Origin of the sequence: Variovorax paradoxus B4 (genome assembly GCF_000463015.1) — a bacterium.
Classification (GTDB): domain Bacteria; phylum Pseudomonadota; class Gammaproteobacteria; order Burkholderiales; family Burkholderiaceae_C; genus Variovorax; species Variovorax paradoxus_E.
Map to the genome: position 1 here is coordinate 3,430,737 of NC_022247.1, position 12,456 is coordinate 3,443,192.

The window sequence follows — 12,456 nt, forward strand, 5'->3', positions numbered from 1 at the left end:
TTTGCTGTTCGCGGCTCACTCGGCCACGATGTTGCGGGCCTTGATGATCCTGGCCCACACGGCCGTTTCATCGCGGATGTGCGCGGCAAACGCGGCCGGCTTCATGGCCGCGTCGGTCATGCCCTGCGCCTTGAGGCGTTCGCGCACGTCGGGCTGGGCCAGCATCTCGGCCGCATCCTTCGCGAGCTGCTCGACCACTGCGGGCGGCGTGCCCTTGGGTGCCAGCAGGCCATACCACGAGGTCACGGCCACGCCCTGGATGCCTTGCTCCGCCAGCGTGGGAATGTCGGGCGCGGCGGGGCTGCGCACGGCCTCGGTCACGCCCAGCGCAACGAGCTTGCCGTTCTTGATGAAGGGCATGGTCGCGGGCAGGTTGCTGAACATCAGCGGCACCGAGCCGCCAAGCACGTCGTTGAGTGCGGGCGCCGTGCCCTTGTAGGGCACGTGCAGCAGGTCGATGCCGGCCTGCTGCTTGAACAGTTCGCCCGCCAGGTGCAGGCCGCTGCCCACGCCCGGCGAGGCATACGACAGCGTGTTGGGCTTGGCCTTGGCCTGCGCCACCAGATCCTTCGCGCTCTTGATGCCCGACGACGGCGAGGCCACCAGCACATTGGGCGCCTTGGCCAGCATGGTGACGGGCACGAAGTCCTTCTCGATGTCGAACGGGAAGTTCGGCATCAGCGTGGGGTTGATCGTGAGGTTGCCGGCGGGGACCACGAGCAGCGTGTGGCCGTCGCCCTTCGCGCGCTTGACCTTGTCGATGCCGATGTTGCCGGCCGCGCCGACCAGGTTCTCGACCACTGCGGCCTGGCCGTAGCGCTTGGCGAGCCCGTCGGAAAGCACGCGGGCCAGCGTGTCGACCGGGCCGCCGGGCGGGAACGGCGAGACGATGGTGAAGCGGTCGCTCGAGAGCTGCTTCTGCGCATTGCTCTGGGCATGCGCGGGAGAAGCGAAGGCGAAGGCCGCCAGCGCGGCGAACACAAGGGAGAGGGAAAGACGTCGTTGCATGGTGGTGGTTATCGGATTCACTTTTTCTCTGTGAGGAAAGCGCCTTTCGGGCCTTCCGCGTTCTTCTGGCGCCGGGTGTTGCCGTCGAGGCCGCCGTCGACCGCCCATTCGGCAAACACCGTCGGGCCCGGCTCGAACTCGCGCGGCTGCCAGTCGGCAGTGAGCTGGTCTTCGTCCGCGTAGTACTCGATCAGGCCGCCGGCCGGATTCTTGAAGTACCAGAAGTACGCGGAAGACACCGGATGCCGGCCCGGGCCGAGTTGCGTCTCCCAGCCGCGGCGCGAGAAATGCAGGCCGCCGCCGAAGACTTCGTGGATGTCGCGCACGGTAAAGGCCACATGATTGAGCCCGCGCTTGCCTGAAGGGATCTGCAACAGGAACAGGTCGTGGTGCCCGCCCTCCGGCGCGCAGCGCATGAAGGCGCCGCGGTTCGGATAGCTGTCGGACGAGACGAAGCCGAAGCGCTGCGCGTAGAACGCGCTGGTGGCCTTCACGTCGCTCACGAAGAACACCACGTGGCCGACCTCGATGGGCGTCGCGCGCTCGTAGATGGGCGCGGGCTGGTTGATGCGCGGCTTGGCGTTCCAGGTGTTCATCGCGCCGCAGTCGACGTCGACGGCGTGCTTGCGGCTGACCTGCAGGCGCACGGCAAGGCCGTTGGGGTCGATGCAGCCGATGCGGCGGGCGCCGTCGACGGTGCTGTCGAAGAAGGCCGGGCCCTGCGCGATGGCAGCGGCATAGCGATCGAGGTCCGCATCGCTTTCCACGCCCCACACCACTTCGCGCAGCGTCGGGCCCTCTTCCATCGCGCTCGGCAGGTCCGCCTTGTCCAACGCCGCGACGACCACCTTGCAGCCGTTGAGGCACTCGAAGACGAGTTCGTCGGCCGCTTGCGACTTCAGCGCGAGGCCCCAGTCCTCGAAGAAACGGCGGCAGGTGGGCAGGTCGTCTGCCCCGTAGGTGATCTGGTCGATGCCAAGTACGCTCATGTCAGTGCCCACGGCAAAGGTTGATCGTTCGTGCCCCAATACATGCTCTTCTGCTCCATGTACTGGAAGATGCCTTCGCGGCCTTTCTCGCGGCCGAGGCCGCTGTCGCGCCAGCCGCCGAACGGCGTCGAGACGGAGAACTGCTTGTAGGTGTTGACCCAGACCGTGCCAGCCTGGACCGCGCGGCCGAGCTTCCAGGCGCGCTTGAAGTCGCGGCTCCAGACGCCCGCGGCCAGCGCATAGACGCTGTCGTTGGCCTGCGCGATCAGCGACTCCTCGTCGTCGAAGGGCATCGCGACGAGCACCGGGCCGAAGATCTCTTCCTGGCTGATGCGCGCGCTGTTGCCCAGGCCTTCGATGATGGTCGGCTTGTAGAAGTAGCCACGGTCATAGCCATCGCCATGCGGGCGTACGCCGCCCGTGCGAATCCGGCCGCCCTCGGACACGCCCAGGTCCACATAGCGCTCGATGCCCTCGCGGTGTCTCGCGGTGATCAGCGGGCCCATCTGCGTGCGCTCCGAGGCCGGATCGCCGACGCGCAGCGCATTGGCGCCTTCGGCCAGCCGCGTCAGGAACTCGTCGTAGATGCCGCGCGCCACGAACAACCTGGAACCCGCGATGCACGACTCGCCCGACGAACTGAAGATGCCGTACAGCACACCGTTCACCGCATGGTCGAGGTCCGCATCGTCGAGCACCATGGTCGGCGACTTGCCGCCCAGCTCCAGCGACACCGGCATCATCTTGTCGGCCGCGATGTGCGCGATGTGCTTGCCGGTGGTGGTGCCGCCGGTGAACGACACGCGCTTGACCAGCGGGTGCTGGGTGATCGCATCGCCGATGACCGAGCCCTTGCCCGGCAGCACGCTGACGATGCCCTTCGGCACGCCGGCCTGCTCGCAGATGCGCGCAAGTTCCAGCGCCATCAGCGGCGTGACTTCGGCCGGCTTGACGACCACCGCGTTGCCGGCCGCCAGCGCGGGCGCCAGCTTCTGTGCTTCGCTCGCGATCGGCGAGTTCCACGGCGTGATGGCGGCGACCACGCCCATGGGCTCGTGCACGCTCATCGTGACGAAGGCGCCGCGCGAGGGCGTGATGGTTTCTTCCAGCGTCTCGAGCGCGGCCGCGAAGAACTGGAAGGTGCCTGCGGCGCTCGCCACGAGGTTGCGCGTTTCGTTGATCGGCTTGCCGTTGTCGAGGCGCTGCTTTTGCGCGAGGCTTTCGCTTTCCTCGCGGATCAGCTGCGCCGCGCGGTGCAGCACCGCGGCGCGCTCGTGCGGCAGGCGCTGCGCCCAGCCGCTGGTGCGGAAGGCATGGTCGGCACGCGTGATGGCCTCTTCGACGTCGGCAAGGCTCGCGGCCCTGAGGCGCGCAATCGGCTCGCCCGTGGCGGGATAGAGGCTCTCGTACACGTCGCCGCCGCCCAGGCGCCATTCACCGGCAATGCAGATCGGGAGAAGTTCGGAAGAAATCATGGGGTGGGACTCAGATGGCCAGGGCCGCGGCCCGGTTGCGCAGTGCGCGCACCGCGCTGTAGACGGTGAGTGCGGAGGTCTTGGGATTGGCCGCGAGCGGCTTGTTGCGCATGGTCAGCGCGAAGCTGCCGAAGGCGCCCTCGGCTTCGACCGTGTGCACGTTGTCGGCGATGGCCGGATCGGCGATCAGCCGCACCATCGTCTTGTCGAGCCCCAGCCCCGCGAGCGACACGGTGGCCGCAACGTTGGCGTTCTTGGGATAGAGCTTCGCCGCCTCGCGTGCGCTGCCTTCGAAGATCACGGTTTCCTGGGTCAACGCGTCGAGGTCGCGCCCCTGCTCGGCCGGCGTGCCCTTCCAGGCCTGCGGGGGCTTGCGGCCCGTGTAGCGCACGCTGTCGAGCCCGCCGATGCGGGCAGCGGCCAGCGCATCGATGGCGCCGATGGCGCCCGCGATCAGCTGCACCTGGGTGCGGCCGGCGACCGCGGCGGCCTCGAGCTTTTCAGCCAGCCCCGCGGCCGACAGTGCGCCCACCGAAGCGACGATGCAGGGCGTGCCGCGTGCGAGCGCCGGCAGCACGTGCTCCTCGATGGCCGCGTGGCCGGCCGTCTCGACCACGAGGTCGATGCCTGAAGCCGGCACGCGGCTTGCGACCTGCACGTCGGGCACAAGCTTCTGCGCCGCGGCCACGCCTTCTTCGGGCACGACGACGGCCACCACCGCCAGGGCAGTGTCTCCCTTGAGCAGTTCGAGCACCGAGGTTCCGATGGCACCGCAGCCGATGAGTGCAACGCGCAGCACGGTCATGCCCCTCACGCCACCGACGCGGCAGCCTTGCCGAGCGCCGGAATCTGGGTCACGGTGTTGGTCGGCGGGCCCGCGAAGGCGCTCTTGAAATCGCCGATCGACAGCATGTCGATCTCGAGCAGGAACGGGCCCTTCTTCGCCAGCGCCTCGCCGAGCTTCGTCTTCAGCTCGTCCATGCGCTGCACGCGGGCATGCGGCAGGGCCAGCGATGCGCACAGCATCGCGTAGTCGGGGGTGTGCAGGTCGGCATAGCAGCGGCGGCCGCCGTACTGCGCGTCCTGGATGTTCTTGATGACGCCGTAGCCCTTGTCGTTCATGAGCACGATCACCATGTCGGCCTTCTCCTGCACCGCGGTCGCGAGTTCGCCGAGGTTCAGGATGAAGCCGCCGTCGCCGGCCAGGCAGAAGGTCTTGCGGCCCGAGCCCGTCTCCGCCGCACCGATGGCCGCACCGATGGCCATCGGCATGCCCTGCCCGATGCCGCCGCCCGTGGCATGCACGCCCGCGCTCGATTCGAAGATGCGCAGCTCGCGATTGCCCCAGGTGCTGTTCGACACCGTGACATCGCGCACCCAGTTGAACTTGCGGCCAGCCGCGGCCTGCAGCTCGCGCACCAGTTCGGCATAGGGGCCGAGGCCGTCTGTCAGCGAGGCGACCGCCTGCTCGTGAGCGGCGCGCAGCTCGGCGAGAAGGGCCGGGTCGGCCTTGTACTGCGCCGCTTCGAGGCGGTCGGCCAGGCCTTCGAGTGCGAGGGCCGAGTCGCCGCAGACGAACTGGTCGGTGACATAGCCGCGGCCTTCGGCAGCCGCGTCGGCGTCGATGCGCAGCAGCGGGCGCGGCAGCTTCAGCTCGTACTTGAGCGTCTCGTTGCCGCGCAGGCGCGAGCCGACGACCAGCATCGCGTCGCAGCGCTGGTACAGCGCCTCGACCGGCTTGTGGATGTTGTACGAGCCGAGCGAACCCGCATCGTCTTCGGGCACCGTGCCACGGCCCTGCGTGGTCGTGACCACGCCGAAGCCGAGCTTCTGCAGGCGCCGGATCGCGGCGCCCGCATGGCGCGCGCCACCGCCGACCCACAGCATCGGGCGCCTGGCGGCAGCCAGGCGCAGGGCCAGCGCATCGAGCGCAGCGGCGGAAGGCACGGGCCGCTCGATCGGCAGTGGTGACAGGTCGGCCGGCATCGTCGTGAGCGCCGACTGGATGTCGATTGGAATCTCCACGCTCACCGGGCCGGTCGGCGCGGTCAGCGCGAGCTGCACTGCGCGCTTGAGCGTGCCGAGCACGGTCTCGACGCTGCGCACCCGCAGCGCCGCCTTCGACACCGCCTTGAGCATGGTGAGCTGGTCCGGCGCTTCGTGGATGTACGACATGCCCTTGTCGAGGTACGGCGTCTCGATCTGCCCCGTGATGTGCAGGAGCGGCGCACCGGCCGTCAGCGCCTCGACCAAGCTGCCCGCGATGTTGCCGGCCGCCGGGCCCGTGCTCGTGAGGCACACGCCGAGGCTGGCCGTGGAGCGCGCATAGGCGTCGGCCATGTTGCCGGCCCCGGCCTCTCCGCGTGCCGGCACGAAACGGATCGCACCGCGCTGCGCGAAGGCATCGAGGATCGGCATGTTGTGGATCGAGATCACGCCGAAGGCCGCCTTGACGCCGCACTGTTCGAGAAAGGCCGCGACGACTGCGCCGACCGTGACCGTGTTGTTGTTGGGGTTATGCATGGCGCGACAGGCCTCCTGAAATATCGATGTGGCTGCCCGTCGTGTAGGACGCGAGGGGCGAAGCGAGGAAAAGAATGGCGCGTGCGGCTTCGGTCGGAAGCCCCAAGCGGCCCAGCGGGATGTGTTTGTTCTGTGCGAGCTGGCCGCTCCAGGCGGCCCAGTCCTGCGACTTGTCTTCGCGCGCCTCGAAGCGGCGGCGCCACTGGCCCGACTCGACCAGGCCGATCAGGATGCCGTTCACGCGCACGCCCTGCGGCGCGAACTCGGTGGCCATCGAGCGAACGAGGTTCAGCAAGCCGGCGCGCGCGGCCGACGTGGCGACCATGTGCGGTTCGGGCTGGCGCGCGAGCAGCGAGTTGGCGCAGACGATGGCGGCGTCGCCGTGCACCATGCGCTGCGCCGCGAGCTGCGGCAGGAAGGCGCGCGTCGGGTTGATGACCGAGAAGAACTTCAGGTTGAGCTCTTCGGTCCAGGCCGCATCGTCGGTATCGGCGAAGGTCGAGACGCGCCCCTGCCCCGCGTTGTTGACCAGCATCGAGGCCGGGCCGAGCGCGGCCTCGCTGGCGGCAGCGAAGGCGCGCACCGAGGGGCCGTCGAGCACGTCGCAGGGTTGCGCGAAGAGCCGCGCGTCAGGGTGCTTCTCGCGCAGGACCGCAACCGCGCTGTCCAGCCGCTCGGCGTTGCGGCCGCACAGCGCCACCGCGGCGCCGCATTCGAGCAGCAGCTCGACCGTGGCCAGGCCGATGCCCGAGGAGCCGCCCGTGACCACGGCCACGCGGCCCGCCAACGCATCGGTGGCAAAGAAATGAGAAGACTGCATCGTCATGACCGTCATGCGCTGCGAAGCGGCACCACCTTGCTGGCGCGCGCGGGCGAATAGTTCAGCAGGCCCGAGATTTCTTCGGCCGTGCTGCGCACGCGCAGCACCATCTCGTCCATGCGGTTCTCCTCGATGTGGCCCGAGGTGATGGTGGCGCCCAGCGCCGCCACGATGTGGCCGCTGTGGTCGCGCACCGGCGCCGCGATACTGGAGATGTTCGATTCGAAGAAGCCTTCGCCCAGCACGTAGCCACGCGAGCGGTCGGCCTGCACCATGTCGAACAGCTCGCTCACGGTCTTGGGCGTGCTCGGCGAGAAGGTCTCGAGCCTGTCCTCGGGGTAGAGCGCGCGCAGCTGCGGCAGCGTGAGGTCTTCGAGCAGCACGCGGCCGAGCACGGTGGCATGGGCCGGCAGGCGCGTGCCCACGGTGACCGAGCTCGCGAACGGCGTGGGCGGCGCCACCTTGGCGACATAGACGATGGAACGGCCGTCGCGCACCACCAGGTTGCAGGGCGTGCGCAGCTCGTCGCACAGGCGGTTGAGCAGCGGCGCGCCCAGCTGCGTGAGCTCGAGCGAGGCCAGGTATTCGAAGCCGAGGCGCAGCACGGCCAGGCCCAGGCGGTAGTCGCGCCCGCCTTCGGCGCGCTCGAGGAAGCCCATGTTCTCCAGCGTGGTGAGAAGCCGGAACACGGTCGAGCGCGGCAGGTCGAGGCGGCGAGCCAGTTCGGGCGCGGAGAGCGTGCGGCTCTCCCGGCTGAATTCGCACAGCACGCGCAGGCCGCGCTCGAGCGCCGGCACGTTGTAGCGCTCGCCGCCCTCTTCCATTGTCTCGTTGTCGTTGGTGGCCATGGTTGTTCGTTCTTCCCGTTGGTTGTCTTGTCGTGTCTTGTTCTATCAGGCGGCCAGCACTTCGCGCAGCAGTGCGGCAACGGCTTGCGGCCGCTCCACGTAGCTGGCGTGCCCGGCATCGGCAATCGATTCGAGCGGCACGCCGCACCGGCGCGCGACTTCGGCGCAGGCCTCGGGCGTGGTGACGACATCGAGCGCGCCGCAGGCCACGCGCACCGGCATGGCGGGTGGCAGGTCGGCCAGCAGGTCGGCGCCGCACAGCAGCTCGACGGCCTGCCGGTAGCCGCCGTCGTTGAGCTGCGCCATGTTCCATTGCACCCACTGGCGCGCGAGTTCGCCGGCGCTGTCGGACACGAGCCGGCCCGCACGCTTCGCGGCCATGCCGGCGATGCCGAGTTCGTCGAGCGTGGCGAGGCGCTCGGCGCGCACCTTGCGGCGGGCTTCCTCGCGCTGCGGGGCACCATAGCCGGCCGCGGGGCTGATGAGCACGAGGCGGCGGACGCGCGAAGCCAGGGCCGAATCCTTGCGCGCGGCAGACGCGGCAGTGAGCGCACCAAGCGAATGGCCGACCAGCACGCAGGACTGGACGTCGAGCGCATCGAGCAGGCCGTGCAGCCGCTGCGCATAGTCCGCCGCGGAGGGTTGTGCGGCCGAGAGCGGCGTCGATGCACCATAGCCCGGCGCATCCCATGCGACCACGCGGGCCTGCGGCGCAAGCAGCAAGGCAACGTTGAGCCACGAGGCCGCGCCCGAGCCGATGCCGTGCAGGCAGACGATGGCCGGGCCCGCGCCGCGTTCGCGCACCGACACCACGGCACCGCCGCCGACCGGCACGGCGCGCGCCGGAAAGCGGGCCTCCAGCAGCGCCAGCTCGGAAGCGGGCAAGGAGGTCAGCGCGTTGGTGGCGATGGCGTCGTTCATGGCTGTCTTCTTCAGCGCTTGATCCTGGCGAGCGGGTGATCGGCCGGATAGGTCGGCGTCACGGGCTTCTTCGCGCCGAGCATCACGCACATCAGCGCGTCTTCGTCGCCGATGTTGATCTCTTCGCGGTACACGCCGGGCGGCACCGAGATCAGGTCGCGGTCGGTCATGATGGTTTCGAATCGCTCGCCGTCCTTCTCGATCACCACCTTGAGCTTGCCGCGGATCAGGAAGAACACCTCTTCCACGTCGGTGTGCAGGTGCGGCGGGCCTTCGTGGCCGGCCGGAATCACCATGGTGGAGAAGGTGAAGTGCTCGGCCGGCACGGTGTTGACGTCCTTCGCAACGCCCGTGCCGCCCGTGCCCACGTAGCGCATCTGCGCGCGGCGGAACTTGGGGTCGAGATCGGCCTGGAACTTCAGCGCGTCCCAGTCGTACTTGCGGGTTTCGTAGCGCGCGATGCGGGTGTTCATCCACTCGGCCAGGCTGCTGCCCTCGGGCTGCGCCAGGCTGTTGCCGGGGGCATCGGTGATCTTCTGTTGTTCGGACAAATCGCTCATCGGGAAACTCCTTCGTCGGAAAAATTCGTTCAGTGCATCGCAAAGCCGCCGTTGACGGCCAGCAGCTGGCCCGTCACGAAGCGTGCGAGGCCTGAAAGCAGGTACAGCGTGGCGCCGCAGACGTCGGCGGCCTGCTGCTCGCGCGGGATGGCGCGGCCTTCGAGATACTTCTGGTGGCGCGCCATCGGCACGTACTCGGTGGCTTCCACCAGCGTGAGGCCGGGCGCCACGGCATTGACGGTGATGTTGTCGCCGCCCCACTCGCGCGCCAGCGAGCGCGTCATGGAAATGACGGCGCCCTTGCTCGACGCATAGGCCAGCAGGTTGGGCGCGCCCCACAGCGCCGTGTCGGACGCGAGGTTGACGACTGCGCCGCGCCCGCTGGCCGCGAGCGCGGGCTGGCAGGCACGGCTCATGAGCCAGGTGCCGCGCACGTTGACGCTCATCACGCGGTCCCAGGTGTCGATCTCGAGCTGGTGCGCATCGCGTCCGCCCGAGTTGGTGATGGCGGCGTTGTTGACGAGGCCGTCGAGCCCGCCGAGCAGGCGAACCGCCTCCGCCGCGCACGCATCGATCGAGGCCGGGTCCGACAGGTCGACGGCCAGCGCATGCGCCTTGTGGCCGGCATCGCGCAGCGCCTTGGCTTCGCCCTCGGCCAGCTCGCCGAGGATGTCGGCCAGCACCACCTGTGCTCCGGCCGCCGCGATGCACTGCGCAAAGGCAAGCCCCAGCCCGCGCGCGCCGCCGGTCACGAGGATGCGGCGGCCCGCCAGCAGGTTGGCGGGCAGTTCGGCCAGCAAGGCCTGCAGGCTCGAGGGATCGGGAACGGCTTTGAGTTCGGTCATGCTTTTTCAGTCGGCCTGGATGCCGAGCTCCTTGATGACCTTGCCGAAGCGCTCGAAGTCCGCGGCGTTGATCTTGCCCAGCACGTCGGCGCTGCCGCCCACGGGCGTGGTGCCGAGAACGGCCATGCGCGAGACGATGTCCGGCATCTTCAGGATCTCGTTGAAGTGGGCGTTGAGCGTCTTCACGATCTCGGGCGGCAGGTTGCGCGGGCCCCAGAGCCCGTTCCAGGCCGAGACTTCCACGTCCTTGTAGCCGAGCTCCTGCAGCGTCGGCACCTTGGGCGCGAGCGCCGAGCGCTCGCGCGATGCCACGGCGAGCGGCAGCATCTTGCCGTTGGCGAAATAAGGCGCCACCGGGCCCAGCGTGATGAAGGTGGCGGGCACGTGGCCGCCCAGCACGTCGTTGACCGCGGGCGCCACGCCCTTGTAGGGCACGTGCGCAAGGTTCACGCCCGCGGCGCGGTTGAACATCTCGCCCAGGATGTGCATCGGCGAGCCGCTGCCCGGGCTCGCATAGGTCAGCGGCTTGCCGGCCTTGGCCGCGGCCACCAGGTCCTTCACGCTCGCCATGCCGCTGGCGCCGCTCGCCACCAGGAAGAGCGGCAGGCTGCCGGTCTGCACGATGGGCGTGAAGCCGTTCAGCACGTCGTAGCCCGAAGCGCCGCCCGTCTTGAGCACCAGCTGCGCAATCGAGAACGTGCTGGGCGCGAGCAGCAGCGTGTAGCCGTCGGGCGGCGCCTTCGACACATAGGCGCTGCCGATGAGGCCGCTGGCGCCGGGGCGGTTGTCGATCACCACGGGCTGGCCCACGCGCGCCGACAGCTTCTCGGCAAAGAGCCGCGCCAGCGCGTCGGTGTCGCCGCCGGCCGGATAGGCGACGACCAGCGTGATCGGCTTGCTCGGATAGCTGTCGGCCCGGGCGAGCCCGGTGGCGCAGGCGGCGCCCAGTGCGACGGCGGCTGCAATGGCTTGGCGGCGTGTGGATGGCATGGCGTTCGTGGGTTGATCTGTTCGTTTCACTAATGAAACAATGATTTATTAATGGAACGAGACGAAGAATACCGAGTACGAATGGCTTCGTCAATCTAGGTGTAATCCCTTGGATGCAAGGAACACAGGCCCGCCCGCCGCGCAGTGGGCGGGTGGGTTTTCAGGCGCTGCTCAGCTCACGCGCCGTAGCGCGCCACCGTCAGCCCTTCCATGTCGATCGCAGGGCTCCTGCCATCGATCAGGTCGGCCATCACGCGGCCCGTGCCGGCCGCCATGGTCCAGCCGAGCGTGCCGTGGCCGGTGCTCAGCATCAGGTTGGGAATGCGCGTGGCGCCGATCACGGGGGTGCCGTCGGGCGTCATGGGGCGCAGGCCGGTCCAGAAGGAGGCATCGCGCACGTTGCCGCCCTTCGGAAAGAGGTCGGTCACGACATGCTCGAGCGTGTCGCGCCGCTTCGCATCGAGCCGCAGGTCGAAGCCCGAGAGCTGCGCGGTGCCGCCCACGCGGATGCGCTCGCCGAGCCGGGTGACGGCCACCTTGAAGGTCTCGTCCATCACGGTGGATTCCGGTGCGCCGCTGGCGTCGGAGATGGGCACGGTGATCGAGAAGCCCTTGACCGGGTATACCGGCAGGTCGATGCCCAGCGGCTTGACCATGGCCGGCGAGTAGCTGCCCAGCGCGACCACATAACGGTCTGCGGTGAAGCGGCCCGCACCGGTGCTCACGGCAGTGACGCCGCCGGCGTCGTGCTCGATGGCCTGGATGGCCACGCCGAAGCGGAACTTCGCGCCGGCCGCCTCGGCCAGCGTGGCCAGCGCCTGCGTGAACTTGAAGCAGTCGCCGGTCTCGTCGCCCGGCAGGCGCAGCCCGCCGACGAACTTGTTCCTGACCGCCGCGAGCGCCGGCTCGTACTGCACGCAGCCTTCCCGGTCGAGCACCTGGTACGGCACGCCGGAGGCTTTGAGCACTTCCACGTCCTTGGCGATGCCGTCGAGCTGCTTCTGGGTTCGAAAGAGCTGCAGGGTGCCGAGCGCGCGTTCGTCGTACCGGATGCCGGTGTCGGCGCGCAGCGCCTTCAGGCAGTCGCGGCTGTACTCGGCAAGCCGGACCATGCGGCCCTTGTTGAGTTCGTAGCGCGCCTGCGTGCAATTGCACAGCATCGACAGGCCCCAGCGCCACATGGCCGGATCGAGCATGGGCTTGATCACCAGCGGGCTGTGCTGCATGAGCATCCACTTGATGGCCTTGAGCGGCACGCCGGGCCCGGCCCATGGCGCGGAATAGCCGGGCGAAACCTCGCCCGCGTTGCCGAAGCTCGTTTCGAGCGCGGGCGCGGGCTGGCGCTCGAGCACCGTCACGTCGTGGCCGGCACGCGCCAGGTAGTACGCCACCGAGGTGCCGATGACACCGCTGCCGAGGATCAGAACCTGCATGAGAACACCCCCTTGAAAGCCACACGCCCCCATGGCCCGAGAGG

General features: G+C 69.0%; 12 protein-coding genes. All 12 read right to left on the reverse strand.

Annotation, left to right across the window (positions count from 1 at the left end):
- Window positions 1-15: 15 nt before the first annotated feature.
- Window positions 16-1,008: a Bug family tripartite tricarboxylate transporter substrate binding protein gene (locus VAPA_RS16025; RefSeq protein WP_021007807.1), complete on the reverse strand. Its 993-nt coding sequence runs from the start codon at window positions 1,006-1,008 to the stop codon at window positions 16-18.
- Window positions 1,009-1,025: 17 nt separating this feature from the next.
- Window positions 1,026-1,997: a VOC family protein gene (locus VAPA_RS16030; RefSeq protein WP_021007808.1), complete on the reverse strand. Its 972-nt coding sequence runs from the start codon at window positions 1,995-1,997 to the stop codon at window positions 1,026-1,028.
- A complete protein-coding gene (locus VAPA_RS16035) occupies window positions 1,994-3,472 on the reverse strand; it encodes an aldehyde dehydrogenase (protein WP_021007809.1) in 1,479 nt (492 codons plus the stop codon). The genes VAPA_RS16030 and VAPA_RS16035 overlap by 4 nt, the downstream gene beginning before the upstream one ends.
- 10 nt (window positions 3,473-3,482) lie before the next feature.
- Window positions 3,483-4,277, reverse strand: a complete 795-nt coding sequence (locus VAPA_RS16040; RefSeq protein ID WP_021007810.1) for an aspartate dehydrogenase — start codon at window positions 4,275-4,277, stop codon at window positions 3,483-3,485.
- 5 nt (window positions 4,278-4,282) lie between these two features.
- Window positions 4,283-5,995, reverse strand: a complete 1,713-nt coding sequence (locus VAPA_RS16045) for a thiamine pyrophosphate-binding protein (protein ID WP_021007811.1) — start codon at window positions 5,993-5,995, stop codon at window positions 4,283-4,285.
- A complete protein-coding gene (locus tag VAPA_RS16050) occupies window positions 5,988-6,830 on the reverse strand; it encodes an SDR family oxidoreductase (protein WP_021007812.1) in 843 nt (280 codons plus the stop codon). Before VAPA_RS16050 ends, VAPA_RS16045 begins: the two co-directional genes overlap by 8 nt.
- Window positions 6,827-7,663, reverse strand: coding sequence for an IclR family transcriptional regulator (locus tag VAPA_RS16055; protein ID WP_021007813.1), 837 nt, complete (start codon window positions 7,661-7,663; stop codon window positions 6,827-6,829). Before VAPA_RS16055 ends, VAPA_RS16050 begins: the two co-directional genes overlap by 4 nt.
- A 45-nt stretch (window positions 7,664-7,708) precedes the next feature.
- A complete protein-coding gene (locus tag VAPA_RS16060; protein WP_021007814.1) occupies window positions 7,709-8,584 on the reverse strand; it encodes an alpha/beta fold hydrolase in 876 nt (291 codons plus the stop codon).
- 11 nt (window positions 8,585-8,595) lie between these two features.
- Complete coding sequence (locus VAPA_RS16065) at window positions 8,596-9,144, reverse strand: cupin domain-containing protein (protein WP_021007815.1); 549 nt, start codon at window positions 9,142-9,144, stop codon at window positions 8,596-8,598.
- A 29-nt stretch (window positions 9,145-9,173) separates the two neighbouring features.
- Window positions 9,174-9,989, reverse strand: coding sequence for an SDR family oxidoreductase (locus tag VAPA_RS16070; RefSeq protein ID WP_021007816.1), 816 nt, complete (start codon window positions 9,987-9,989; stop codon window positions 9,174-9,176).
- Window positions 9,990-9,995: 6 nt separating this feature from the next.
- Window positions 9,996-10,979: a Bug family tripartite tricarboxylate transporter substrate binding protein gene (locus VAPA_RS16075; protein WP_021007817.1), complete on the reverse strand. Its 984-nt coding sequence runs from the start codon at window positions 10,977-10,979 to the stop codon at window positions 9,996-9,998.
- A 176-nt stretch (window positions 10,980-11,155) separates the two neighbouring features.
- The gene (locus VAPA_RS16080) at window positions 11,156-12,412 is read right to left on the reverse strand and encodes a D-amino acid dehydrogenase (protein WP_021007818.1); all 1,257 of its coding nucleotides are present in this window, start codon (window positions 12,410-12,412) and stop codon (window positions 11,156-11,158) included.
- Between the last annotated feature and the right edge of the window lie 44 nt (window positions 12,413-12,456).